This window comes from Burkholderia sp. 28_3 (genome assembly GCF_003253915.1).
GTDB classification, from domain to species: Bacteria; Pseudomonadota; Gammaproteobacteria; order Burkholderiales; family Burkholderiaceae; genus Burkholderia; species Burkholderia cenocepacia.
In genome coordinates this window covers 74,791-99,226 of record NZ_QKZF01000004.1, presented here as the reverse complement: position 1 = coordinate 99,226, position 24,436 = coordinate 74,791, and the positions used below count along the sequence as shown (strand labels likewise).

Genomic DNA, 24,436 nt, shown 5'->3' with positions numbered 1-24,436 from the left:
ACATTGGAAGTGTGTCCAGGCCTTCTCTGCAAATTCCGCGCCACGACATGTTTGGCGAAACGGTGTCGCGATTTGTTGCGGAAATCGGGACTATCGACGCGATTTAAACGGAGGAAAGGCGGTTTCGCGCGACAGGCACGTGCGGTGCGCGAACGTCGCGGCTGCGATGTTCCCGTAAGGCGCCGTAACGCGCGGCAGGATGTTACGTAGCGTCCGGCCGCCGGTGACGCGAACGGCCGCGAACCGAGCGCCGCATCTTTGACGAAACGCGCGGTCGCGCTGAACATGGCGCGACATCCCCGGCCGCCGGCAGCGCGACAGCGGCCACGACTCCAACCACCAGGACACCGACATGAGCGAACAGGACAGGGAATACGGCAAGGCGCGGCGGATCGACGTGATGGGCGAGGCGTTCGTCGAGCGCGCGATGCGCGACCTCGACGGATTTTCGCGTCCGCTGCAGAACTGGCTGAACGAACATGCGTGGGGCAGCACGTGGCAGCGGGGCGGGATCGACCTGAAGACGCGCAGCCTGTGCACGTGCGCGATGCTGGCGGCGCTCGGCCGCGGCACGGAGCTGAAGGGGCATATTCGCGGCGCGCTCAACAACGGCGCGAGCCTCGTCGAGATTCGCGAGGTCTTGCTGCACAGCGCGCTGTACGCGGGGGCGCCGGCCGCGGTCGAGGCGTTTCGCAGCGCGCGCGAGGTGCTCTCGGATCTCGGACTGTCGATACCCGACGACGAAGCCTGATTCCGTCGCGGCGCCGGCTGCCCGGCGGCGGGAGCGGGGAAGCAGGATCAGGCGCCGCTTCGCTGCCGCGATCTACGCGATGCGTACCGTCTGCGTGGCCGTGTCGGCCGGCGCGGCGGCGACTTCGAGCAGCCAGTCGGCCGTCGTGTCGGGAATCGTGACCGGCAGCATGTGGCCGCCCTCGACGACCTTCAGCCGCACGCGCGCCGATTTCTTCGCGAGCGCGTCGCCGTGCTCGCGCCAGTTCAGGATCGGATCGGCGCGACCGTACAGCACGTCGACCGGCAGCGCGAGTTCCGGATAGCGACGCTCCATCGCGGGCAGGTCGACGGGCGCCGACAGCAGGTCCGTCGCCGTCGCGTAGAACACGTGCGGGCGCATCCCGAGCAGGCCGCCGCCCTTGACCGGGAAGTCGCGCGGCACGTCTTCCGGCGCGAACACCTGGCGCACGGCCTGGCGGCCCGTCAGGATCGTCAGCGGGATCGCGAAGGTCCACGACACGAAACGGCGCACGAGCGGCGACGGCAGCATCAGCGGCTTGAACGGCGCGGGCGGCTCGGTCTGCTCGTGCGACAGCGGCGCGATCAGCGCGAGCCGGCTCACGCGGTCCGCATGGTTGAGGCCGACCGCGAGCGCGATCGCGCCGCCGAGCGAGTGGCCGACCAGCACGGGCTTGTCGAGCTTCAGCGCGTCGATGAACGCGGCGACCGTACGGGCCTGCGCGAACACGTTCGCCTGCGACGCCGCGCCGCGCAGCGACCGGCCGGCGCCCGGGCGATCGAGCAGGATCACGCGATGCTGCTGGGCGAGCCGCGTGAGCGGCAGGTACGCGAAATTGCGCCATTGCCCCGCGAGCCCGTGGACGAACACGATCGGCGGGCCGTTGCCGTATTCGACGTAGTGGATGCGGTCGCCGCCGATGTCGACGAAGCGGCCTTCGGGCGGAAACGCGCGGGTCACGCGCCGGGCCACGTAAGCGGAAAACAGCGCGAGCGCGGCGAGCACCGCGACGACGCCGAGCAGCACGTTCTGGATCAGATGGAGCGTAGGAGTCATGTCGGCCTCAGCGGGTTTCGAGTGCGGGTTCGGCGGCCGGCGCGGTGGCCGCCGGGCCGGTCGTGGCGCGGCGCTCGAAATGCATCGCGGAATCGGCGAGCGCGCTGAACTTCAGCGACGCGAGATCGAGCACGTAGTTCTGGTGGAATTTCCATGGCTTGCGGTGCCCCTGCTTCGGCAGGATGCCGGCCGCGCGCTGGATGTAGCCCGAGCTCAGGTTGACGGCCGGCACGTCGCCGAGATCGCCCGCGCCGAGCCGCGGCACGCACGTGTCGTACCCGTTCGCGCGCATGTGGTTGAGCAGCCGGCACACGTAGCGCGCGATCAGCTCGGCCTTCAGCGTCCACGACGCATTCGTGTAGCCGAACGACGACGCGAGGTTCGGCACGTCGCTGTACATCATGCCCTTGTACGACACCGTCTCCGGCAAGTCGACCACGCGGCCGTCGACCGTCACGCGCGCACCGCCGAGCATCTTCACCTTCAGCCCGGTCGCGGTGACGATCACGTCCGCGTCGAGCTGCTGGCCGCTCTTCAGCTGGAGGCCGGTCGGCGTGAAGCGCTCGATCTCGTCGGTGACGATCGATGCGCGGCCCGCGCGGATCGCCTTGAACAGGTCGCCATTCGGCACGAGGCACACGCGCTGGTCCCACGGCATGTAGCGCGGCGTCAGGTGCTTCGCGACGTCGAAGTCGGGGCCGAGCTGCCTGCTGGCCGCGCGGATGATGAATTGCTTCGTCCGGTCGGGCTTGCGGCGCGACACGTTGTACAGGTACATCGTCAGCAGGACGTTCTTCACGCGTACGAGCCGGTGCGCGAGCCGCGACGGCAGCACGCGGCGCAGCGCGTTCGCGATCTTGTCGCGCGCGGGCAGCGACACGATGTAGGTCGGCGAGCGCTGCAGCATCGTCACGTGCTGCGCGTCGGCCGCCATCGACGGCACGAGCGTGACGGCCGTCGCGCCGCTGCCGATCACGACCACGCGCCGGTTCGCGTACGACAGATCCTTCGGCCAGTGCTGCGGATGCACGAGCTTGCCCTCGAACGTGTCCATGCCGGCCCAGTCGGGCAGGTAGCCGGCGTCGTAGTCGTAGTAGCCGCTGCACATGAACAGGAAGCGGCAGGTGTAGACGAGCGTGTCGGTCGCGCCGTCCTGCGTGCGCTCGATGCGTACCGTCCAGCGCGCACGATTCGAATCCCAGTCGGCCGCGACGACCTTCTGGCCGTAGCGGATCGTCTTGTCGATGCCGTAGGTGCGCGCGGTGTCGCGGATGTAGTCGAGGATCGTCTGTCCGTCGGAGATCGCCTTGTCGCTGTGCCACGGGCGGAAGCTGTAGCCGAGCGTGAACATGTCGGAATCCGAACGAACGCCCGGATAGCGGAACAGGTCCCAGGTGCCGCCGATCGCGTCGCGCGCCTCGACGATCGCCACGCTCGCATGCGGGCAGCGCTGCTTCAGGTGATACGCGGCGCCGATGCCGGACAGGCCGGCGCCGACGATCAGCACGTCGAGGTCGCGGTTGTCGCCGCTGTCGCGGCGGGCGCCGGGGGCGGGCGGCGCATCGCGCCGGTCGGTCGTCGTCGAGGTCATGCGGGGTCCTTGGTCGGCGTGATCGGGCGCGCGGCCGGGGCGGGCGCGCGTTCGAGATTGCGTGCGCGGGCGCGGCGCACGTGGCGCAGCACCAGCCACTGGTAACCGGCGCCGAGCAGGCGCGCGATCCGGTCGAGCCGGCGCGCGTCGGCGCCGACCAGCACGCGGCGCGCATTGCGCTCGACGCCCGCGAGGATCTGCCGCGCGGCCTCGTCGGCCGTCGTCGCATTGATCAGGCGGTTCGCCTGGCGGCGATGGGTCGCTTCGTCCTGGCCCGTCAGCGCGTGGATGCTGGTATCGACGCGGCTCGCGTCGACGATGCCCGTCGCGACGCCGCCGGGATGCACGCAGGTCGCGCTCACCGGCGCGCCGTCGAGTTCGAGTTCCATCCGCAGCGCCTCGGTGAAGCCGCGCACCGCGAACTTGGTTGCGTTGTACGCGCTTTGCGTCGGCATCGCGACGAGCCCGAACAGGCTCGACGTGTTGACGACGTGGCCGTCGCCCGACGCGCGCAGATGCGGCAGGAACGCCTGCGTGCCGTGCACGACGCCCCAGAAATTGATGCCGACGATCCATTCGAGATCGGCGAGACGCGCGGTTTCGGCGCTGGCGGCGAGCGACACGCCCGCGTTGTTGAAGATCAGGTTGACCTTGCCGTGCTCGGCGCGAACGAAATCGGCCCACGCGAACACCGCGTCGCGATCGGCGACGTCGAGCCGGCGTTTGCTCACACGCACGCCGTGCTGCGCGCAGAGGGCCGCCGTGCCGGCGAGCCCCGTTTCGCTGACGTCGGCGAGCGCGACCGCGCAGCCGCGCCGCGCCAGTTCGACCGCGAGGCTGCGGCCCATGCCCGAACCGGCGCCCGTGATCGCGGCAACCTTGCCGGAAAATCCCTTCATCCGTCGTTCCTCCCGTTCCGCTTGCGCTGCACCGGCGGCGCGTCTATTGTGGTGTTGTGTGTCACCACTTTAGTTTTCGGGTGTCCTGATGTCAAATAGCGGAATGGAGAAAGCACTCGAAACGGAAAAAAGGGGCCGGTCGTACGGCGGCGTGGCGCCCGAGGTACGGGCCGCCGAGCGGCGCGACGCGTTGATTCGCGCGGCGACGCGCGTGTTCGGCACGGTGGGTTTTCGCAAGGCGACCGTGCGGTCGATCTGCCAGGAAGCGAAGCTGAACGATCGCTACTTCTATGCGGCGTTCGACAGCACCGAGGATCTGTTGCGCTGCACCTACCTGCATCACGCGCAGCAACTGCATGACGCGGTCGCGCAGGCGGTCGCCGCGCGCGGCGGCGAGCTGCGCGAGCGCGTCGACGCGGGGCTCGCCGCGTTCTTCGCGTTTCTGCGCGACCCGTGCGCGGCGCGCGTGCTGCTGCTCGAGGTGATGGGCGTGAGCGCGGATACCGACATGACGTATCAGCGCATGCTGATCGACTTCGGCAAGCTGATCATGGCGATCGGCGCGCCGCGCGAGGCCGTGACGCCGGCGGAGCGCACCGAGCAGCGGCTGATCGGGCTCGCGCTGGTGGGCGCGATGACGAACGTCGGCGCGGCGTGGCTGCTGACCGACTATCGCGATCCGGAGGCGCAGATGATCTCCAGTTGCAGGAAGGTGCTGCTGGGGACGTTGCAGGCGGCGTAGATTCGCGGGGACGGGGCCGTTCGCCGCGCACATCAATGGTGGTCGATGAATAACAAGGAAATCATGCAAGCACGCAACCGATGGGGGCGCCGCGTGACGTCGGCGGGGATGGCCGTTTCCGTCCTGATGCTGACGGGCTGCGGCTGCTGGCCGTTTAGCGAGACCACGCGCTATGAAACCGAGTGGAAATCGCAAACGGTCGGGGCGCTGTTCAGGGATGCGGACCGGACAGGCGATGTCTGTCGCGACGCCCTCTATACGCAGCACCTCAAGGACGCGGTATCGGCCTGCAAGGACGGGGCGTATGAAAAAATCCGCAACCGCATCAGCGGCGAGCCCGTCAGGCTGTCGCTCGCGAAGGCGACCTGTGCGGAAGCGCAAGCCCAGCTGGACCAGGGCATCCCCGCCAATATCCAGGACCGGATCTTCAATCTGAACCCGTTCCCCGACGAATTTACTGCCTGCATGAGCGAAAAGGGATTCAAGCGCGAAGAAGTCGAAAAAAAGGCGTGCTACGTGAAGTTCATGTGACGGGCGAGCGACCGGTCAGCCGTTCGCGCGTTTCGGCCGACCGGGGCGTGCGCGGGGCGTTGCAGGCGTCTCCCCGAGCCTCGCCTTCATCGCATCGATGAACGCCCGCACCTTCGGCGAAGGCAGCCGCGTCGACGGATACACCGCGTGAATCCCGGCCGGCGCCGTGCGCCAGCCCGGCAACAGCCGCACGAGCCGGCCGGCGGCGACGTCGTCCGCGGTCGAGAAATCCGTCAGCAGCCCGAAGCCGCCGCCCGCGAGCACGATCGCGCGGCACGCGGTCGCGGTGTTCGACACGACCGGCGCGACGCAGCGCACCGATGCGTGGCCGCCGCGCGCATCGTCGAGGTCGAGCGTATGCGGGCGCGGCAGCGACGACAACATCACGAAGGGCAGCGCGGCGAGCGCATCGGGGTCGCGCGGCAGTCCGTGCCGCGCGACGAACGCCGGGCTCGCGACCAGCCATTTCTCGTAGGTGCCGAGCTGCACCGCGCGATAGTTGGAATCGGCAAGCCGCCCGATGCGGACCGCGACGTCGAGGTTGTCCGCGACGAGATCGATCACGCGGTCGTTCGCGACCAGTTCGACATCGAGCCCCGGATGCCGGTCGCGCAGCGCGACGACGGCCGGCGCGACGACCAGCGCGCCGTAGTCGATCGGCACGCTCACGCGCAGCGTGCCGCGCAGTGGCCCGGCGTCGGACGACACCGCGTCGAGCGCGGCTTCGGTGGCACGCACGATGTCGCGGCACGCGTCGTAGAACACGCGTCCGGCATCGGTCACGCTCAGCCGCCGCGTCGTGCGCACCAGCAGGTTCGCGCCGACCTCGGATTCGAGGCGCTGCATGTGCGTGCTGACGACCGTCTTCGCGAGGCCGAGCCGCTCGGCCGCGGCCGTCAGCGAGCCGGCCTCGACCACCGCGACGAAGATCGCCAGCCGGTTCAGGTTCACGTCGCGCAGATCGGCCATCGTCGATTGTCCTATGGAAACGGATAATGTTTCCGCGATTATCCGTCTTCTGGCGACGAACGGCGAGCGCTACGCTGGAGCCGTTCGTCGCCGATCCCCGGCGGCGCGAGATTCCGGAGTGTTTCCATGTCTGCCGCCAGCAAGCCTGCCTCGCCGATCCGTGTCTATTCGTTCCTGTTGTCCGGCCACGCGCACCGCGTCCGGTTGTTCCTGTCGCTGCTCGGGTTGCCGTCGAAGACCATCGACGTCGATCTGGCGGCCGGCGCGCAGCGCGAACCGGCGTTTCTCGCATTGAATCCGCTCGGGCAGGTGCCGGTGATCGACGACGGCGGCACCGTGATCGCCGATTCGAACGCGATCCTCGTGTACCTCGCGAAGCGCTACGGCGATGCGCACTGGCTGCCGGACGACCCGGTCGGCGCGGCCGTCGTGCAGCGCTGGCTGTCGTACGCGGCCGGCCCGATCGCGTCGGGTCCGGCTGCCGCGCGGCTCGTGACCGTGTTCGGCGCGCCGCTCGACCCGGAAGCGGCCAAGCGCACGGCCGCAAAGGTGCTCGACGTGATCGATCGCGAACTGGCCGGCAAGCCGTTCGCGGCCGGCGCGCAACCGACGATCGCGGACATTGCCGCGTACACGTACATCGCGCACGCACCGGAAGGCGGCGTGTCGCTCGAACCGTATCCGCACGTGCGCGCATGGCTCGCCCGAATCGAGGCGTTGCCGGGCTTCGTCGCGATGCCGACGACCCGCGCGGGCCTGCTCGCCGCCTGACGCCTCTGCCACCGCGCCTGTTCAGGAGAATGCGATGAATGCGCCGACCGCCGTCGTCCCGGGTTGGGAACTCGATACCGCGCCGTTTCATGCGGGCGAGCTTGCCGTGCAGCAGCGCGCAGGCGTGACGGACGCGGCGAGCGCGGCCGGCCGGCGCGGGATCCGGCGCTTCATGCCGGACCAGCACCGGACGTTTTTCGCGCAACTGCCGTTCTTCGTGCTCGGCGGCGTCGATGCGCACGGCCAGCCGTGGGCGACGCTGCGAGCCGGCGCGCCGGGGTTCGTCACGTCGCCGGATCCACGCACGCTGCGCATCGCGGCGCGTGCGCTGCCGGGCGATCCGCTGGCCGACGCGTGGCACGTTGGCGCGCCGCTCGGCGGGCTCGGGATCGAATTCGATACACGCCGCCGCAATCGCGTGAACGGCGTCGTGCGCGCGGTCGACGGCGATGCGCTGACGATCGCGGTCGAGCAGAGCTTCGGCAATTGCGCGAAGTACATCCAGGGCCGCAAGCCGATCTTCGTCGCGCGGGACGTCGACGCGTCCGTCGCGCCGGACGTGTCGGATGCGCTGGGCGACGCGGATCGCGCGCTGCTCGCGCAGGCCGATACGTTCTTCGTCGCGAGCGCGAACACGTCCGCGGGGGCGGGCGCGGCGCGTGGCGCGGACGTGTCGCATCGCGGCGGGATGCCGGGCTTCGTGCGCGTCGACGACGCGCGCACGCTGACGACGCCCGATTTCAGCGGCAACCGGTTCTTCAACACGCTCGGCAACCTGCAGCACGATCCGCGCGCGGGGTTGCTGTTCGTCGATTTCGACAGCGGCGATCTGCTGTATGTCGCCGCGCACGCGGAGATCGTGTGGGACGGGCCCGTCGTCGCGTCGTTCGACGGCGCGCAGCGCGTGGTGCGCTTTCATGTGCGGGAAGTGCGGCGCATGCGGGCGGTGCTGCCGTTCCGGTGGTCGGCGGTCGAGCGCGCGCCGCAGTTCGCGGCGATGGCGATGGCGTCGAGCGGGGCGGTGGCAACGGCCGGGGAGGTACCGTCCGCGGCCGCGCCGGCATCGGCGCCCGCATGGCGGTCGCTGCGGATCGCGAAGATCGTCGACGAAGCGCGTGCGATCCGGTCGTTTCATTTCGAGCCGGCGGACGGCGGCGCATTGCCTGCGTACGAAGCCGGCCAGCATCTGACGTTGCGCGTCGCGCTGCCCGACAGCGACGCGCCAGCGATTCGCAGCTACACGCTGTCCGATGCGCCGGGCGGCGCGCATTACCGGATCACCGTGAAGCGCGAAGGGCGCGTATCGGCATGGCTGCACGATCACGCACAGGCCGGCATGACGCTCGACGCGCAGATGCCGCGCGGCCGCTTCACATTCGATGTCGCGAGTCCGCGGCCGGCCGTGCTCGTGTCGGCCGGCATCGGCATCACGCCGATGGTCGCGATGCTGCGCCGGGCACTGGCCGATGGCACGCCGTCGCGCCGCGTCGTGTTCGTGCATGGCGCACGCGAAGCGGCCGACCGGCCGTTCGCGGCGGAACTGGTGCGCAGCGCGGCCGCCGATGCACGCGTGTCGCTTCACTGGTTCGACAGTCATCCTCACGAGGGCTCGGCCGCGCGGGGCGGCCGGATCGACATCGGGCAACTGAAGCGGGTGTTGTCGTTCGACGACTACGACTTCTACCTGTGCGGGCCGTCGGCGTTCATGCGCGACCTGTACGACGGGCTGCGCGCGCTGAACGTGCCGGACGAACGCATCCGCTTCGAGGCGTTCGGGCCGTCGAGCGTGTCGCGCAGTGCGACCCGCGAGGCTGCCGCGCCCGCGGCGGCAAGCGTGCCGGTCGTGTTCCGGCGCACGGGGCGCGAAGCTGCGTGGACACCCGCCGACGGCACGCTGCTCGAATTTGCGGAAGGGCTGCGCGTGGCCGTGCCGGCCGAATGCCGCTCGGGTTCGTGCGGCACGTGCGCGACGCGCGTGCTGTCCGGCGCGATCGACTACGCGCAAACGCCCGATGCGCCGGTCGAACCGGGCTGCGCGCTGCTGTGCGTCGCGCGGCCCGCGCAAGGCGCGACGGCGCCGCTCGTGCTGGATTGCTGACGCACCTGCGACATGCGGCCGCGGAGGGCCTGCTGCGCAAAAAGCGCGCGCAACTGCTTCTTTTTTCGGATGCCGTCCGGATCGACGATAGCGTCAACCGATTCGATAAAGGAGCCCATCATGAAACTGCTCGGCATGGTCCGCCTGGTCCTGTGGAGTTTCTTCGGCGTGCGCAACAGCAAGGCGCACGCGACCGACCTCGCGAACGCCAACTTCACGCTGCTGCCGTTCGTGGCGATCCTGCTTGCGCTGCTGGTCGGCGCGGTGATTTACGGCGTCGTGCATCTGGTCGTCGATCCGACCGTGACGATGCAGGGTTTCTGAGCGAGCGGCCGGTGAGCCGGTAGCGCGCCGCCATTGCCGCTCCGGTTCGAGGTCGCCTGATCGGCGCACGATCGCGCGGATGTCAGTGGCCGGCACGGCACCACCGGCATCGCGGCCACATCACGACCACATCGCCACCGTCGTCGCACCGCCCGAACCGCCTGTCCCTGTTCCCCCCTTCCCCGTTTCCCGTTCCGCCCGATTCCGCGGCCCTTCGCCGCGCCCGGGGTAAAATGCGCGCCACGCCGCGATGTCGCGCGCCGGGCAGGCCGCCGTTCCGATGAACGGCCGGCGTGAGTGCCCGCCGCCCGCACCGGGGCGTTCGAAGCGTCCCCCGCATGACACGACCGCGCGAGGCAGCCGGCCGGCCGACAGGCATCCGACGAACCCGTCGGCCGCTGCGTCGGTTCCCGGCGCGTCATCCGAATCCGATGTCCCATCCTGCGTTGTTCCGACCGGTCGGCCCGCCTGCGTGCCGCAAGGTCCGGTTCGTCTGATGAATATCGTGTCGACGCACGTGTCCGGCGGCATTCGCGGGCGCACGCTTCGCAGCTTCGTAACGGGTTTCGACAGATCGAGTGGCGAGTTTTCCATCCAGAACAATGACGGTGAATAGAACAACAGCGGCGCCCGCACGGCGGCGGCGCGCGAAAGTCGGGCTCGGTGTCGGTCTCGGCGTCACGCTTTTCGCGGCGCAGGCGGCCGCGGCCCAGGGCGACACGCCCGCGCCGGGCGCCGACGCGGCGGGCAACGCGACGCTGCCCGCGATCACGGTGAGCGGCGAGCGCGGCCACCCGCTGCGCGCGCGCGAAGCGTCGGTCGCGGGGCTCGACGACGCGCCGCTGCGCGACACGCCGGCGTCGGTGAACGTGATCACGCGCGCGCTGATCGACGACCAGCAGGCAAAGCGGCTGAGCGACGTCGTACGCAACGATGCGTCGGTGGTCAACGACTATGCGCCGGTCGGCTATTTCGAAGGCTTCGCGATCCGCGGTTTTCCGGTCGATCTCGCGAGCGCGATCCGGATCGACGGGCTGACGGTGTCCGGCGAGCAGAACGTGCCGCTCGAGAACAAGGAGCGCGTCGAGATCCTGAAGGGCCTCGCGGGCATCGACAGCGGCGTCGTCGCGCCGGGCGGCGTGATCAACTTCGTGACCAAGCGCTCCGCGAACGTGGCGAGCGTGACGGGCGGCGTCGACAGCCGCGGCTCGACGTCGGCGGCCGTCGATCTCGGCCGGCGCTTCGGCCCCGACCATCAGTTCGGGTTCCGGATCAATGCGGCGAAGGAGAACATGCACTCCTATATCGACGGCACGAACGGGCGACGCACGTTCGGCTCGATCGCCGCCGACTGGGACATCAGCCCGCGCGCGAGCCTGCAGCTCAATGCCGAATTCCAGCAATGGATCCAGCGTTCCGCGCCCGGTTACCAGTTGCTCGGCGGCACCGTCGTGCCGTCGGTCAAGACGACGTCGAAGGCGCTCGGCACGCAGCCGTGGGCGAAGCCGGTGACGACCGATGCGCTGAACCTGAATGCGCGTTTCGACTACCAGTTCAACGACGACTGGAAGGCCTATATCGCCGCGGGCCGCAGCCGCACGATGATCGACGACAACAGCGCGTTCGCGTACGGCTGTTCGTATGCGGCAAGCTGCGCGGCCGGCGCGACGTCGCCGTTCTTCTTCGGCGCGAACGGCGACTACGACGTGTACGATTTCCGCAGCCCCGGCGAATACCGGCGCAACGACGATCTGCGCGCGGTCACGACCGGCAAGTTCGCGACGGGGCCGCTGCGGCACGAGCTGACGCTCGGCGTGAGCGTGCAGCGCCGCGTCGTGCACATGGCCGACGCCGTGTACGACTACGTCGGCAGCGAGAACGTCTACGGGCCCGACCTGACCTTTTCGCCGTCGCCGAATTCGCCCGGGCCGTCGTACCCGCGCCTCGACGCGTGGCAGTACGGCGTGTTCGGGCTCGATCGCATCAGCATCGGCGAACACTGGCAGGTGCTCGCGGGCGGCAAGGAAGTGCTGCTGCGGCAGCGCAGCTGGAGCAGCCTCGACGGCGAGACGACGCATACCGACCGCTCGGTGTTCCTGCCGCAGGTCGCGCTCGTCTACAAGCCGGTGAACGTGCTGTCGCTGTATGCGTCGTACAGCAAGGCGCTGTCGCTCGGCGATCAGGCGCCGGTGCGCGCGACCAACGCGTATGCGTTCCTGCCGCCCGTCGAATCGCACCAGTTCGAGGTCGGCGCGAAATACGACTGGCTCGACCGGCTCAGCCTCACGGCCGCCGTGTTCTCGATCAGCAAGCCGTTCCAGTTCGCCGACCCCGACGCGTCGGGCACGTCCTACACGTTCGTGCAGCGCGGCACGCAGCGGCACCAGGGGATCGAACTCGGCGCGGCCGGGCGCGTGACCGAGCGCTTGGGGCTGACGGCCAGCGTCGCGGCGATTCGCGCCCGCGCGGTCGATTCGGGCTCGCCCGCCTACGAAGGGCACCAGATCATCAACGTGCCCGCGCTGCGCGCGTCGCTGTATGCGGACTACGCGGTGCCGGGCGTCGCGGGCCTGAACGTGCTCGGCGGCGTGGAATACAGCGCGGCGCGCAACGCGAACGAGGAAGGCACCGCGCGCGTGCCGTCGTGGTTCGTGTTCAATCTCGGCGCGCGTTATACGACGAAGATCGGCGGCCATCGCACGGTGTTGCGCGTGTCGGTGGACAATCTGTTCAACAAGTTCTACTGGCGCGACGCAGGCGAGCAGCAGGGCGATGCGTACCTGTTCCCGGGTGCGCCGCGCACCGCGCGCGTATCGTTGACCTATGATTTCTGACCGACCGGCATCGGCCGCGTGACGCGCGGCCCCGGCAGCCCACCAGGAGAGCACAGACGATGTCCCCACTCGAAATCGCCGGCGTGATCGTCAGCGCGCTCGCGATCTGGCTGACCGCGAAGCGGCGCATGCTGTGCTGGCCGGTCGGCCTCGCGTCGGTCGCGCTGTACGGCTGGATCTTCTTCGACGCGAAGCTGTACTCGGACATGTTGCTGCAGGGTGCGTTCGCGGTGCTGCAGGTGTACGGCTGGCAGCGCTGGCTCGCGCAGCGCGCGAGCGAGGCCGACGGCGAGGCGGCGCCAGCCGGCGATGTCGCGCCCGTCACCGGCGTACGGCCGCTCAGGATGCTGCCCGACCTGGTCGCGGCGGTCATCGGCAGCGCGTTGCTCGGCGGGATGATGGCGCGCTGGACCGATGCGGCGCTGCCGTTCGTCGATGCGTCGCTGACCGCGTTCAGCCTCGTCGCGCAATACTGGACCGCGCGGCGCTACATCGCGTCGTGGGGGCTGTGGATCGTCGTGAACGTCGTCTACGTCGGGATGTTCATGTTCAAGGAGCTGTATCTGACGGCCGGACTCTATGCGCTGTTCATCGGGCTGGCGGTGGTCGGCTGGCGCGACTGGAGCCGCACGGCCGCCGCATTGCGGGCAGCCGCGGGCGGCCCGCGCGCATCGGGCGGCGGCGCCCGCTGATTCACGCACGGATTCAACTACGGAGCAACGTCGGTCATGTCATTCCCCCTCGAGCCGGACGGCCCCCTGTCGCGTGACGTCGCACCGCCGCAATTCGGCGTGGACGGCGAGCAGGCCGAACGCGACTGGCCGCTGATGACGCACGACGAGGTGGCGGCCGTGCTCGCGCGGATCGACGGCGCGGGCGAGCCGGTACGGCTGACGTGGCATAGCCCGCGGCAGTTCGCGGCAGCGGTGCTGGTGCGGATGGCGGACGGGCGCGGGTTGTTCGTCAAGCGTCATCACGCGAGCCTGCGCGATGTCGCGGGGCTGGAGGAAGAGCATCGCTTCATCGCGCATCTGCGCGAGCGCGGGATGCCGGTGGTGGACGTGCTGGCCGATCGCAATGGTGCGACCGCGTTCGCGTCCGGCGAATGGACATACGAGGTGCATGTTCTCGCGCCCGGCGTCGATCCGTATCGCGGCGTGATGTCGTGGCAGCCGTTCACGCATCCTTCGCATGCGTACGCGGCCGGCCGCGCGCTGGCCGAACTGCATCGCGCGTCGGCCGGCTACGATGCGCCCGCACGGCCCGTGCGCACGCTGCTGTCGAGTTTTCGCGTGCTATCGTCCACCGACCTGGCGGGCGCGCTCGAACGCTGGGTCGATGCGCAGCCGCTGCTGGTGCGCGCGCTGGGCGCGCGCGACTGGCGTGGTGACGTGGCCGATGCGATTGGCCCGTATCACGCGCGCCTCGTGCCGCTGCTGCCCGCGTTGCCGCCGCTGTGGACGCACGGCGACTGGCATGCGTCGAACCTGCTGTGGACCGATGCGGGGCCCGGCGCGCAGGTGCGGACCGTGCTCGATTTCGGCCTGTCGGACCGCACCTGCGCGGTGATGGACCTCGCGCTCGCGATCGAGCGCAATACGGTCGACTGGATAGCGCCGGCCGATGCGCGGCGCGTCGAATACGACCAGATCGACGCGCTGCTCGACGGCTACGAATCGCTCGAACCGCTGAGCGACGACGCGTATGCGGCGCTGGTCGCGTTGTTGCCGATCGTGCATACGGAGTTCGCGCTGTCGGAAGTCGCGTATTTCGGCTGCATCATCGACGCGCCGGCGATCGTCGACATCGCGTACGACGGCTACCTGATCGGGCACGCGCGCTGGTTCGGCGAACGCGACGGGCGGCAACTGCTCGACTGGCTTGTGCGGCGACGGCGGGGGAAGCAAGGGCGCGTTTGATTCTCGAGAGTGCACGGATAGCTTCCCGGGTTCGCTGATTGACATATCGCTCGAATCGAACATCAAACGCTCGTCCGGATGGGTTCGATGGACCGTTGCACGCGAGCGTTGGAGGTACACGGGTCAACGCGAGCGCGGGGGCAGTGAATGAGCCGACTTCATGTCAATGGCCGGTACAGCAGTTGTCAAGGCAGCCGGGGCTCACTTGAATGGTGACTTCACGTGTTTCCGACGTCGATCCGGCTGTACTGCTGGCGGGGTAAATTTGCGTTTTTATCTGAAGCGGTGCGTTTGTCAGACCGTCGTCTATGACGACTTTCGCCGTCGCGGAAGCCCGTTTCGTTGCAAGTCGTACCGGATTGGCCTCAATCTTGGAAGCGCTCCCAATTATAGTGATCCAGTTTTGTATTGGATAATCGGAGTTCATTGCTGAAATCCATTGTCCAATTCGTATTTGCTCGGATTCTGAGATCTCGTGGCTGTTGTGGGGGAAGGCTACGAAAAATTGCCGTGATGGCAGATTTTGTGACTCCTGACATTCCGCCGCAGAGCTTGCCGGGAAAAGGAACGGCGTTGCGATAGTTGCGATTAGTGACGCAATAAAAATTCTCATGATGAATTCGGCTCCTTACTCTGCAAATAATTCTTCGCCGTAAATCACGAATCCTGTGAGTGTATCCGCGTTCCTCAATGCCTGGTCGGGATTGGCCCTTGCCCATGCGGCCGCCGTGGGATCGAGCCCGTAACGAGGGTCGCCGCTACCGAAGGTATCGACGAAGTGAGTGACTTCGTGAATGACCGTGGATAGGCGGGAATCTCCGAACATATTCTGATCGCGTAAGCCGGTACAAAACTTCATCGCAATACTGATAAGCCTGCGTTCCGTGTTGGGCCCGCAAACGTGAGCGGCTTCATTGTCGATATCGACCATGTTCGGAACACAACCTAACATTCTATCGAGATTCGGATCACTTCGAACGAAATGGTGTGGTGTTAGCGTTTTGAGAATGGAGAGATGTCGTGAGAAGCCGTCGAGAAGGTATTGTCGTGTATTTTCATCGCATCGATTGAACCAATAGATCATTCTGTCCTTGGTTGTTTTGTCATATCGCTTCAGATCGGTAATCCTGCGTTCAACCAGAATTATGGACCATTTAAGTAGTCGCGATGCCGTAATTCTAAATTGTCGATTGGTCATGTTGGGGCAGATGGGTGTTGTGTTGATGTAAACGTCAACCATCGATCCCGGGTTTGTGTTGGTGACGGCTCCGGAGTGAACGAGAAACCATTCTTTTTCTTCGTTAGCGTCAAAGTCGTACTTGTTGTGATCGAAGAGGTTTTTCATTGATTCAAAGTCTCGATTCGTAGGTTTTCAAGCGGGTAGCACGACCTTGAGGTCATAGAGCAGCATGGTTTTGTTCGTGTTACCGGGGCCTTGAACAGTCATCTTTTCGAGCGAATACGTCTATAGAACTAATTCTAAATTTAGAAAGATATTTTTTTGCTGACGTGACCGTCCGAGCAAATATGCACGTCGATTCGGCGAGTACATCGCACCAAACATGACGGAAATATCATCTTCGCCTCATGTTCGCACTGCGGCTGGTCCGTAGCATCGGTCGCAAACCGTTACCGCAGAACCGAACATGCTCAAGCCCTACCTCGCCGTGGCCATCGTTTTCGCGATGGCCGCGACGGCTCATGCGCAGCCATCGCTGTCGCCGGGGCCGGCCCCGGCTGCCGCCGCCGCGCCGATCGGCGCACCGCCGTCCGATGCGCTTCCTGCGTCGTCGTTGACGTTGTCCGACGCGCTCGCGGTCGCGGCCCGGAACAATCCGGCGCTGCGCGGCGCGCGCGCGGATGTCGATGCATCGGCCGGCGCGCTGATGCAGGCCGGCGCGCGGCCGAACCCCGAAGTGTCGTTCCTACAGGAAGGTTTCAGCCGCGCCGAACGCACGTCCACCGCATTGATCAACCAGACCATCGAGCTGGGCGGCAAGCGCCGCGCGCGGCTCGACGTCGCGTCATACGGCCGGGAGGCGGCCAGCGCGTCGCTCGACGACCAGGGCGCCGCCGTGCGCGCCGACGTGATCGCTGCGTTCTACGGGCTGCTCGCCGCGCAGCGCCAGCTTCAGGTGACCGAGGAGTCGGCCGCGATCGCCGCGCGTTCGGCGGACCTCGCGGGGCGCCGCGCGCAGGCCGGCAAGGTGTCGCCGGTCGAGGCGACCAAGGCGCAGGTCGCGGCGGCCGGCGTGCAGATCGAAGTCGTGACCGCGCGCGGCCGTGTCGAGGTCGCGCGCGAGAAACTGAACGCGGTGATGGGCGAGGCGCGCAACGACCGGCTCGCGGTGCTCGGCGACCTGGAAACCGTGCCGCCGGTCGAGCCGTTGTCCGCGCTGACCGCGCAACTCGACGATGCGCCGCTCGCGCGGGTCGCGCGCGCCGAGATGCTGCGCTCGAACGCGGCCATATCGCTCGAACGCGCGCGGCGCATTCCGGACGTGACGGTCAGCGCCGGCGTGAAGCGCGTGACCACCGGCGGCGTGCCGGACAACCAGGCGGTGGTCGGCGTGTCGATCCCGATTCCGCTGTTCAACACGAACAAGGGCGCGCTGCTCGAGGCGACGCACAAGGCCGAGCGCGCGAACGCCGATCTCGATCGCGAACGCACCCGCCTGCGGCTGGAGTTGACGCAGGCATACGCGAATTTCGAGGCGGCCGAGCAGGAAGCGCAGCGGCTGAAGTCCGACATCCTGCCGGCCGCGCGCCTTGCGCTCGATGCGATGTCGCGCGGCTACGAACTCGGGAAGTTCAGCTTCCTCGACGTGCTCGACGCCCAGCGCACGCTGTTCCAGGGGCAGTCGCAATACGTGCGCGCGCTCGCCGGCGCCCATGCGGCCCGCGCCGATATCGGCCGCCTCGTCGGCACGCCGCTCGCGGCCGTCGCGCGATAAGCGCCCCTCCTACCTGAAGGATCATCATGTCACGCAGCAGAATCTTCGTTATTGCGACGGCCGTGCTCGGCGGCGCAGGGATCGTGATCGGCGCGCTCGCCGTCACGCGGGGCGGCGGCGGTGCATCCGCGCCGACCGCCGCCGAAGTCGTGCAGCCGGCCGCCGGCGCCGGCGCGCGCGGCGGTGTCGTACTCAAGCGCGGCAAGCTGTCCGTCGAGATCGTGATGACGGAAAAGCCCGGCGACGCGCGGCTCGTCGTCTATCCGTTCGTCGACGGCAAGCCGGTGGACAAGGGCGTGACCGTGTCCGGCACGCTGGTGCGCTACGACCGCACGCACGAACCGTTGCGGTTCGACGCGGCCGGCCCGAAGTTCGTGTCCGCGCAGTCGATCGCGAAGCCGCACGTGTTCGATGCGACGATCGACGTGAAGGCCGGCAACGACGCCGCGTCGTTCCCGTTCGCGCGCGCCGACGGCGCGATCGCGCTGACCGACGCGCAACTGGCGACGTCGAAGATCGCGCTCGCGAAAGCCGGCCCCGCGCAGATCGCGACGCCGTTCCAGCTTCCCGGCGAAATCAGGTTCAACGAGGATCGCACCGCGCACGTGGTGCCGCGCGTGGCCGGCATCGTCGAGCAGGTATCGGTATCGCTCGGGCAGAACGTCGCGAAGGGGCAGGTGCTCGCGGTGATCGCGAGCACCGATCTGGCCGACCGCCGCAGCGAGTTGCTGACGGCCGAGCGCCGGCTGTCGGGGGCGCGCGCAACCTACGAGCGCGAACGCACGCTGTGGCAGGAACGCATTTCGGCCGAGCAGGATTATCAGCAGGCGCAGGTGCAGTTGCGCGAGGCCGAGATCGCCGTGCAGAACGCGCGGCAGAAGCTCGCCGCGCTGAATGCACCGGTCGGCGCGGGCGCGCTGAACCGGTATGAACTGCGCGCGCCGTTCGCGGGCACGATCGTCGAGAAGCATGCGACGCCCGGCGAGGCGATTGCCGCGGACGCGAGCATGTTCGTGATTTCCGATCTGTCGACCGTATGGGCCGAGATGGCGGTGCCCGCGCAGCGGCTCAACGACGTGCGCGTCGGTCGCGACGCAACGGTGATCGCGACCGCGTTCGAATCGCGCTCGAGCGGCCCGATCGCGTACGTGGGTTCGCTGCTCGGCGAGCAGACGCGCACCGCGCCGGCGCGCGTCGTGCTGCCGAACCCGGACCGCGTGTGGCGGCCGGGGATGTTCGTGAACGTGTCGGTCGACGCGGGCAAGCAGGGTGTGCCGCTCGCGGTCGCGAGCGACGCGCTGCAGGACGTCGACGGCGCGCCGTCGGTATTCGTGCGCTCGCCGAAGGGCTTCGTCGCGCAGGCCGTCGAAACAGGGCGGCGCGACGAACGCGCGACCGAAGTGCTGAAGGGGCTCAAGCCCGGCCAGGAATACGCGGCATCGAACAGCTTCGTGCTGAAGGCGGAACTCGGCAAGGGGAGCGCGGAACATGAATGAGCAGCAATACGCGTGCGTCGTGGCGCGACTGGCGGCCCGCTATGCGGCCCGCTTTCCGGTCCGCCGGGTGACGGGCCGCGCGGCCCGCCCGGTACGGGCGACCGTGCCTCGTTTCAAGGAATCCCGACATGTTTGAGCGCCTGATCCGCTTCGCGATTGCGCACCGCTGGCTCGTGATGCTGGCGATCGCGGCCGTGGCCGCGCTGGGCGTGTTCAGCTACCAGCGGCTGCCGATCGACGCCGTGCCCGACATCACCAACGTGCAGGTGCAGATCAACACGTCCGCGCCCGGCTACTCGCCGCTCGAGGCCGAGCAGCGCATCACGTATCCGGTCGAGACCGTGATGGCCGGGCTGCCGGGGCTGGAACAGACGCGCTCGATCTCGCGCTACGGGCTGTCGCAGGTCACCGTGATCTTCAAGGACGGCACCGACATCTACTTCGCGCGGCAACTCGTCAACGAGCGCATCCAGGAAGCGAAGGACAAGCTGCCGGCCGGCATCGCACCCGCGATGGGGCCGACGTCGACCGGCCTCGGCGAGATCTACCTGTGGACCGTCGAGGCCGACGCCGACGCGCGCAAGCCCGACGGCACGCGCTATACGGCGGCCGACCTGCGCGAGCTGCAGGACTGGGTCGTGCGGCCGCAGTTGCGCAACGTGCGCGGCGTGACCGAGGTGAACTCGATCGGCGGCTACGTGAAGGAATATCGCGTCGCGCCGAATCCGGCGAAGCTGATGTCGTACGGGCTGACGCTCGCCGACGTCGTGCGCGCGCTGGAGCGCAACAACGACAACGTCGGCGCCGGCTACATCGAAAAGCGCGGCGAGCAGTATCTGGTGCGCGTGCCGGGCCAGGCGCGCACCGTCGACGACATCGCGAACATCGTGCTGACCAACGTCGGCGGCGTGCCGGTGCGGATGAAGGACGTCGGCGTGGTCGACATCGGCCGCGAACTGCGCACCGGCGCCGCGACGTCGAACGGCGAGGAAGTCGTGCTCGGCACGGTGTTCATGCTGATGGGCGAGAACAGCCGCACGGTGTCGAAGGCCGTCGCGGCGAAGATGGAGGACGTGAACCGCACGCTGCCGGCCGGCGTGAAGGCGATTCCGGTGTACGACCGCACGGTGCTCGTCGAGAAGGCCGTCGCGACGGTGAAGAAGAACCTGCTCGAAGGCGCGGTGCTCGTGATCGCCGTGCTGTTCCTGTTCCTCGGCAACATCCGCGCGGCGCTGATCACCGCGCTCGTGATTCCGCTGTCGATGCTGATGACCTTCACCGGGATGGTCAACGCGAAGGTGAGCGCGAACCTGATGAGCCTCGGCGCGCTCGACTTCGGGATCATCGTCGACGGCGCGGTGGTGATCGTCGAGAACTGCGTGCGGCGGCTCGCGCATGCGCAGTCGGCGGCCGGGCGGCCGCTCACGCGCGACGAGCGTTTTGCCGAAGTGTTCGGCGCGTCGCAGGAGGCGCGCCGCGCGCTGATCTTCGGGCAACTGATCATCATGGTCGTGTACCTGCCGATCTTCGCGCTGACCGGCGTGGAAGGCAAGATGTTCCATCCGATGGCGACGACCGTCGTGATGGCGCTCGCCGCCGCGATGGTGCTGACCGTCACGTTCATTCCGGCGGCCGTCGCGTTGTTCATCGGCGAGCGGGTCGAGGAGAAGGAGAACCGGCTGATGGGCTGGGCGCGGCGCGCGTACGAACCGGTGCTCGCCGCGTTCATGACGCGCCCGACGCGCGTGATGATCGGCGCGGGCGCGATCGTGCTGGTCACGCTCGGGCTCGCGACGCGGCTCGGCAGCGAATTTATCCCGAGCCTCAACGAGGGCGATCTGGCCGTGTCCGCGCTGCGGATTCCCGGCACGAGCCTGTCGCAATCGATCGAGATGCAGAAGGCGATCGAGAAGACGCTGAAGGCGCGCTTCCCGGAGATCGAGCGCGTGTTCGCCCGTACCGGCACGGCCGAGATCGCGGCCGACCCGATGCCGCCGAACCTGTCGGACGGCTACATCATGCTGAAGCCGGCCGACCGGTGGCCCGACCCGAAGAAGCCGCGCGACCAGCTCGTGCGCGAGATCGAGGAAGCGCTCGCCGAGCTGCCGGGCAACGCATACGAATTCTCGCAGCCGATCCAGCTGCGCTTCAACGAACTGATCTCCGGCGTGCGCAGCGACGTCGCCGTGAAAATCTTCGGCGACGACATGGCCGTGCTGAACCAGACCGGCGAGCAGATCGCGGCCGCGTTGCAGAAGGTGCCGGGCGCGTCGGAGGTGAAGGTCGAGCAGACCACGGGCCTGCCGGTGTTGACCGTCAACCTCGACCGCGACAAGCTCGCGCGCTACGGCGTGAGCGTGGCCGACCTGCAGGATTCGGTGGCCGCGGCCGTCGGCGGGCAGAAGGCCGGCACGCTGTTCCAGGGCGACCGTCGCTTCGACATCGTCGTGCGGCTGCCCGACGAGCTGCGCTCCGACATCGAGGCGATCAAGCGGCTGCCGATCGCGCTGCCCGCGCCGGCCGCCGGCGCCAGCGCACCGCTCGCGGCGGCGCCGTACGTGCCGCTCGCAGAGCTTGCGACGATCGACGTGGCGCCGGGCCCGAACCAGATCAGCCGCGAGGACGGCAAGCGCCGGGTGGTGGTCAGCGCGAACGTGCGCGGTCGCGACGTCGGCTCGTTCGTCGCCGATGCGCGCGAGCAGTTGCAGCAGGACGTGCGCGTGCCGGCCGGCTACTGGGTGTCGTGGGGCGGCCAGTTCGAGCAGTTGCAGAGCGCGAGCGAGCGCCTGAAGCTCGTCGTGCCGCTCGCGCTGTTCATGGTGTTCGTGCTGCTGTTCGTGATGTTCAACAACGTGAAGGACGGGCTGCTGGTGTTCACCGGCATTCCGTTCGCGCTGAGCGGCGGCGTCGTGTCGCTGTGGCTGCGCGGAATTCCGCTGTCGATCACGGCGGCGGTCGGCTTCATCGCGTTGTCCGGCGTGGCCGTGCTCAACGGTCTCGTGATGATCTCGTTCATCCGCAACCTGCGCGACGAAGGGATGCCGCTCGACGCCGCGGTGCACGACGGCGCGCTCACGCGGCTGCGCCCCGTGCTGATGACCGCGCTGGTCGCGTCGCTCGGCTTCCTGCCGATGGCGTTCGCGACCGGCACCGGCGCCGAAGTGCAGCGTCCGCTTGCGACGGTCGTGATCGGCGGTATCCTGTCGTCCACGGCGCTGACGCTGCTGGTGCTGCCGGTGCTGTACCGGGTCAGCCATGCGGTGTCGTGGCGCGCGGCGTTGCGTGGCGGCTTCGGCGCGGGCGTGCTGCGCCGGCTGGGTTTCTTCAAGGGTAATGCGTGATGCGAATTCTGATTGTCGAGGATGAACCGAAGACGGGCGCGTATCTGCGCAAGGGCCTGACCGAGGCCGGCTACGTCGTCGACTGGGTCGAGGACGGCATCACGGGCCAGCACCAGGCCGAAACGGAGGAGTACGACCTGCTCGTGCTCGACGTGATGCTGCCCGGGCAGGACGGCTGGACGCTGCTGCAGAACCTGCGGCGCAGCAAGTCGACGCCCGTGCTGTTCCTCACCGCGCGCGACGACGTCGGCGATCGCGTGAAGGGGCTCGAACTTGGCGCGGACGACTATCTCGCGAAACCGTTCGACTTCGTCGAGCTGACCGCACGCATCAAGTCGATCCTGCGGCGCGGCCAGCCGCGCGACTCGAACACGCTGCGCGTGGCCGATCTCGAACTCGACCTGACGCGCCGCAAGGCCACGCGGCAGGGCGACACGATCCTGCTGACCGCGAAGGAGTTCGCGCTGCTGTGGCTGCTGATGCGCCGCGAAGGCGAGATCCTGCCGCGCGCGACGATCGCGTCGCAGGTGTGGGACATGAATTTCAACAGCGACACGAACGTCGTCGATTCGGCGATCCGCCGGCTGCGCTCGAAGATCGACGACGCGTACGAACCGAAGCTGATCCACACGGTGCGCGGCATGGGCTACGTGCTCGAAGCGCGCGGCGGCGCGGCCGCATGATCGCGCGCCTGCTGCCGCGGACGCTGCGCGGCCGCCTGACCGCGCTGATCATCCTGTCGACGTCGGTGATCCTCGCGTCGAGCGGCGTCGCGCTGTACGAGGCGCTGAGCAACCGCGTCGAAACGACGGCGGCCGAGCAGATGGCCGGCATTTCCGCCGCCCTGGGGGCGCACCTGGCCGAGGCGCGCACGACGGCCGACGTCGCGCGCAACACCGATATCTGGATCGACCAGTTGCACGGTCATCCGAACATGGATCTCGCGATCTTCGATGCCGCCGGTACGCGCCTCGTCGGCACGCCGGGCTTTCGTCCGTATGCGCCGCTGATGTCGATGAACGCGGGCCGCGTGCCGGTCGGCGTCGCGCCGCCGGCCGCGCGGCACCAGTATCTGCTGACGACCGTGCCGCTGGCCGGCGCCGGTGCGCCCGTGGTGCGCGTCGCCGTGCAGTACGATCGCAGCGCCGACGTGCTGCTGTTGCGCACGCATGCTTATACGATCGTCGTGATCGAGGTGTTCGGCGTGGTGCTCGCGGCCGTGATCGCCTATGGCATCGCGGCGCTCGGGCTGAGCCCGCTGCGGCGGTTCGCGGCGCGCGCGGAGCAGATGTCGACGAGCCGGCTCGCGCATCCGCTGCCGGAACTCGATACGTCAGGCGAGCTGAAGGAGCTCGAGCACGCGTTCAACGGGATGCTCGCGCGGCTGAACGAATCGTTCACGCGGCTGAGCCAGTTCTCGTCGAACCTCGCGCACGACATGCGCACGCCGCTGACGAACCTGCAGGCGGCCGCGCAAGTCGTGCTGTCGCAGCCGCGCGGCGCGGACGAATACCGGAGCGTGATCGAGTCGAGCATCGACGAATACCAGCGGCTGTCGCGGATGATCGAGGACATGCTGTTTCTCGCGCGTTCGGAGCAGGCCGGCACGTCGATCAGCGTGCGGCGCCTGAATGCGGCGGAGGAGGCGGAGCGGGTGGCGGGCTACTACGAGCCGCTGGCGGAAGACGAAGGCGTGACGGTGAAGGTCGACGGCCACGCGTGGGTCGATGCGGACCTGACGCTGTACCAGCGCGCGTTGAGCAACCTGCTGTCGAATGCGCTGACCTATGCGCCGCGCGGCAGCGTCGTGACGATCGACTGCGTCGAGCAGGGCGGCGCGACGACGATCGCCGTGTCGGATACGGGGCCCGGCATCGCCGCGGAACATGTCGGGCGGATTTTCGAGCGCTTTTATCGCGTCGATCCGTCGCGGCACAATTCGGCGTCGGGCACGGGGCTCGGCCTCGCGATCGTCCGGTCGATCATGGACAATCACGGCGGCGAATGCGGCGTCGACAGCGAGCCGGGCCGCCGCACGACCTTCTGGCTGCGCTTTCCGCGCCGGCCGGCCGAACCGCAACGGCCGGCCGCCATCAGCACCTGACAGCGCGGGCGGCGACGCCCGCGCGTTTGCCGCAAGAGGGCCGCGCGCGGCGCGCT

Annotated in this window: 20 protein-coding genes; 14 read left to right on the top strand and 6 right to left on the bottom strand. The window is 68.3% G+C overall.

Going from position 1 to position 24,436, the window contains the following annotated elements; all coding sequences use genetic code 11:
• Positions 1-352: 352 nt before the first annotated feature.
• A complete protein-coding gene (locus DFS13_RS11110; RefSeq protein ID WP_006486153.1) occupies positions 353-751 on the top strand; it encodes a carboxymuconolactone decarboxylase family protein in 399 nt (132 codons plus the stop codon).
• A gap of 72 nt (positions 752-823) precedes the next feature.
• Here the strand turns inward: DFS13_RS11110 and DFS13_RS11105 are convergent, their stop codons facing one another.
• Genes DFS13_RS11105 through DFS13_RS11095 form a run of 3 tightly spaced genes read right to left on the bottom strand, consistent with a single transcriptional unit; the run spans position 824 to position 4,297 of the window.
• Positions 824-1,807: an alpha/beta fold hydrolase gene (locus DFS13_RS11105; protein ID WP_060212709.1), complete on the bottom strand. Its 984-nt coding sequence runs from the start codon at positions 1,805-1,807 to the stop codon at positions 824-826.
• Between the two features lie 7 nt (positions 1,808-1,814).
• A complete protein-coding gene (locus DFS13_RS11100; RefSeq protein ID WP_006486159.1) occupies positions 1,815-3,398 on the bottom strand; it encodes an NAD(P)/FAD-dependent oxidoreductase in 1,584 nt (527 codons plus the stop codon).
• On the bottom strand, positions 3,395-4,297 hold the full coding sequence (locus DFS13_RS11095) for an SDR family oxidoreductase (RefSeq protein ID WP_006496098.1): 903 nt from the start codon (positions 4,295-4,297) through the stop codon (positions 3,395-3,397). Before DFS13_RS11095 ends, DFS13_RS11100 begins: the two co-directional genes overlap by 4 nt.
• 88 nt (positions 4,298-4,385) lie before the next feature.
• Here DFS13_RS11095 and DFS13_RS11090 point away from each other — a divergent pair, with 88 nt between their 5' ends.
• Both DFS13_RS11090 and DFS13_RS11085 read left to right on the top strand, forming a co-directional pair.
• Positions 4,386-5,039 carry a TetR/AcrR family transcriptional regulator gene (locus DFS13_RS11090; protein WP_034178474.1) on the top strand — a complete coding sequence of 218 codons (654 nt, stop codon included), beginning with the start codon at positions 4,386-4,388 and terminating at the stop codon, positions 5,037-5,039.
• A gap of 45 nt (positions 5,040-5,084) precedes the next feature.
• On the top strand, positions 5,085-5,570 hold the full coding sequence (locus DFS13_RS11085) for a hypothetical protein (RefSeq protein WP_006496097.1): 486 nt from the start codon (positions 5,085-5,087) through the stop codon (positions 5,568-5,570).
• A 15-nt stretch (positions 5,571-5,585) separates the two neighbouring features.
• Here the strand turns inward: DFS13_RS11085 and DFS13_RS11080 are convergent, their stop codons facing one another.
• Positions 5,586-6,539, bottom strand: coding sequence for a LysR family transcriptional regulator (locus DFS13_RS11080; protein ID WP_006486155.1), 954 nt, complete (start codon positions 6,537-6,539; stop codon positions 5,586-5,588).
• 126 nt (positions 6,540-6,665) lie between these two features.
• Here DFS13_RS11080 and DFS13_RS11075 point away from each other — a divergent pair, with 126 nt between their 5' ends.
• The 6 genes from DFS13_RS11075 to DFS13_RS11050 all read left to right on the top strand — a co-directional run bounded on the left by DFS13_RS11075 (position 6,666) and on the right by DFS13_RS11050 (position 14,485).
• Positions 6,666-7,310 carry a glutathione S-transferase family protein gene (locus DFS13_RS11075; protein ID WP_006496096.1) on the top strand — a complete coding sequence of 215 codons (645 nt, stop codon included), beginning with the start codon at positions 6,666-6,668 and terminating at the stop codon, positions 7,308-7,310.
• Positions 7,311-7,344: 34 nt separating this feature from the next.
• Entirely contained in the window at positions 7,345-9,408 is a 2,064-nt protein-coding gene (locus DFS13_RS11070; protein WP_060212707.1) for a pyridoxamine 5'-phosphate oxidase family protein, read from the top strand.
• Positions 9,409-9,528: 120 nt separating this feature from the next.
• On the top strand, positions 9,529-9,732 hold the full coding sequence (locus DFS13_RS11065) for a DUF2970 domain-containing protein (RefSeq protein WP_006486164.1): 204 nt from the start codon (positions 9,529-9,531) through the stop codon (positions 9,730-9,732).
• A gap of 602 nt (positions 9,733-10,334) precedes the next feature.
• Positions 10,335-12,566, top strand: coding sequence for a TonB-dependent siderophore receptor (locus tag DFS13_RS11060; protein ID WP_060212705.1), 2,232 nt, complete (start codon positions 10,335-10,337; stop codon positions 12,564-12,566).
• A gap of 59 nt (positions 12,567-12,625) precedes the next feature.
• Complete coding sequence (pnuC, locus tag DFS13_RS11055) at positions 12,626-13,258, top strand: nicotinamide riboside transporter PnuC (protein WP_006496092.1); 633 nt, start codon at positions 12,626-12,628, stop codon at positions 13,256-13,258.
• 36 nt (positions 13,259-13,294) lie between these two features.
• Complete coding sequence (locus tag DFS13_RS11050; protein ID WP_060212703.1) at positions 13,295-14,485, top strand: phosphotransferase enzyme family protein; 1,191 nt, start codon at positions 13,295-13,297, stop codon at positions 14,483-14,485.
• A gap of 163 nt (positions 14,486-14,648) precedes the next feature.
• On the opposite strand, the gene DFS13_RS11045 is transcribed toward DFS13_RS11050, so the two are convergent.
• Together DFS13_RS11045 and DFS13_RS11040 are read right to left on the bottom strand one after the other, a co-directional pair.
• Positions 14,649-15,098, bottom strand: a complete 450-nt coding sequence (locus tag DFS13_RS11045) for an OmpA family protein (RefSeq protein ID WP_012493149.1) — start codon at positions 15,096-15,098, stop codon at positions 14,649-14,651.
• Positions 15,099-15,113: 15 nt separating this feature from the next.
• Positions 15,114-15,830, bottom strand: a complete 717-nt coding sequence (locus DFS13_RS11040) for a M35 family metallo-endopeptidase (RefSeq protein WP_060212700.1) — start codon at positions 15,828-15,830, stop codon at positions 15,114-15,116.
• Positions 15,831-16,131: 301 nt separating this feature from the next.
• On the opposite strand from DFS13_RS11040, the gene DFS13_RS11035 reads away from it, so the two are divergent.
• The 5 genes from DFS13_RS11035 to DFS13_RS11015 all read left to right on the top strand — a co-directional run bounded on the left by DFS13_RS11035 (position 16,132) and on the right by DFS13_RS11015 (position 24,380).
• Entirely contained in the window at positions 16,132-17,439 is a 1,308-nt protein-coding gene (locus DFS13_RS11035) for a TolC family protein (RefSeq protein WP_060212698.1), read from the top strand.
• A gap of 26 nt (positions 17,440-17,465) precedes the next feature.
• A complete protein-coding gene (locus tag DFS13_RS11030) occupies positions 17,466-18,935 on the top strand; it encodes an efflux RND transporter periplasmic adaptor subunit (protein ID WP_060212695.1) in 1,470 nt (489 codons plus the stop codon).
• A 128-nt stretch (positions 18,936-19,063) separates the two neighbouring features.
• The gene (locus tag DFS13_RS11025) at positions 19,064-22,276 is read left to right on the top strand and encodes an efflux RND transporter permease subunit (RefSeq protein ID WP_006490482.1); all 3,213 of its coding nucleotides are present in this window, start codon (positions 19,064-19,066) and stop codon (positions 22,274-22,276) included.
• The gene (gene irlR / locus DFS13_RS11020) at positions 22,276-22,959 is read left to right on the top strand and encodes a heavy metal response regulator transcription factor IrlR (RefSeq protein WP_006490455.1); all 684 of its coding nucleotides are present in this window, start codon (positions 22,276-22,278) and stop codon (positions 22,957-22,959) included. Before DFS13_RS11025 ends, irlR begins: the two co-directional genes overlap by 1 nt.
• Positions 22,956-24,380: a heavy metal sensor histidine kinase gene (locus DFS13_RS11015; RefSeq protein WP_084751330.1), complete on the top strand. Its 1,425-nt coding sequence runs from the start codon at positions 22,956-22,958 to the stop codon at positions 24,378-24,380. The genes irlR and DFS13_RS11015 overlap by 4 nt, the downstream gene beginning before the upstream one ends.
• Positions 24,381-24,436: the final 56 nt, after the last annotated feature.

Bases quoted from the DNA above. Each gene is read 5' to 3' on its own strand.
- DFS13_RS11095 (WP_006496098.1), bottom strand. From the start codon at position 4,297: ATGAAGGGATTTTCCGGCAAGGTTGCCGCGATCACGGGCGCCGGTTCG.
- DFS13_RS11025 (WP_006490482.1), top strand. From the start codon at position 19,064: ATGTTTGAGCGCCTGATCCGCTTCGCGATTGCGCACCGCTGGCTCGTG.
- pnuC (WP_006496092.1), top strand. From the start codon at position 12,626: ATGTCCCCACTCGAAATCGCCGGCGTGATCGTCAGCGCGCTCGCGATC.
- DFS13_RS11085 (WP_006496097.1), top strand. From the start codon at position 5,085: ATGAATAACAAGGAAATCATGCAAGCACGCAACCGATGGGGGCGCCGC.
- DFS13_RS11075 (WP_006496096.1), top strand. From the start codon at position 6,666: ATGTCTGCCGCCAGCAAGCCTGCCTCGCCGATCCGTGTCTATTCGTTC.
- DFS13_RS11080 (WP_006486155.1), bottom strand. From the start codon at position 6,539: ATGGCCGATCTGCGCGACGTGAACCTGAACCGGCTGGCGATCTTCGTC.
- DFS13_RS11110 (WP_006486153.1), top strand. From the start codon at position 353: ATGAGCGAACAGGACAGGGAATACGGCAAGGCGCGGCGGATCGACGTG.
- DFS13_RS11065 (WP_006486164.1), top strand. From the start codon at position 9,529: ATGAAACTGCTCGGCATGGTCCGCCTGGTCCTGTGGAGTTTCTTCGGC.
- DFS13_RS11105 (WP_060212709.1), bottom strand. From the start codon at position 1,807: ATGACTCCTACGCTCCATCTGATCCAGAACGTGCTGCTCGGCGTCGTC.
- DFS13_RS11035 (WP_060212698.1), top strand. From the start codon at position 16,132: ATGCTCAAGCCCTACCTCGCCGTGGCCATCGTTTTCGCGATGGCCGCG.
- DFS13_RS11050 (WP_060212703.1), top strand. From the start codon at position 13,295: ATGTCATTCCCCCTCGAGCCGGACGGCCCCCTGTCGCGTGACGTCGCA.
- DFS13_RS11070 (WP_060212707.1), top strand. From the start codon at position 7,345: ATGAATGCGCCGACCGCCGTCGTCCCGGGTTGGGAACTCGATACCGCG.
- irlR (WP_006490455.1), top strand. From the start codon at position 22,276: ATGCGAATTCTGATTGTCGAGGATGAACCGAAGACGGGCGCGTATCTG.
- DFS13_RS11015 (WP_084751330.1), top strand. From the start codon at position 22,956: ATGATCGCGCGCCTGCTGCCGCGGACGCTGCGCGGCCGCCTGACCGCG.
- DFS13_RS11030 (WP_060212695.1), top strand. From the start codon at position 17,466: ATGTCACGCAGCAGAATCTTCGTTATTGCGACGGCCGTGCTCGGCGGC.
- DFS13_RS11060 (WP_060212705.1), top strand. From the start codon at position 10,335: ATGACGGTGAATAGAACAACAGCGGCGCCCGCACGGCGGCGGCGCGCG.
- DFS13_RS11090 (WP_034178474.1), top strand. From the start codon at position 4,386: ATGTCAAATAGCGGAATGGAGAAAGCACTCGAAACGGAAAAAAGGGGC.
- DFS13_RS11040 (WP_060212700.1), bottom strand. From the start codon at position 15,830: ATGAAAAACCTCTTCGATCACAACAAGTACGACTTTGACGCTAACGAA.
- DFS13_RS11045 (WP_012493149.1), bottom strand. From the start codon at position 15,098: ATGAGAATTTTTATTGCGTCACTAATCGCAACTATCGCAACGCCGTTC.
- DFS13_RS11100 (WP_006486159.1), bottom strand. From the start codon at position 3,398: ATGACCTCGACGACGACCGACCGGCGCGATGCGCCGCCCGCCCCCGGC.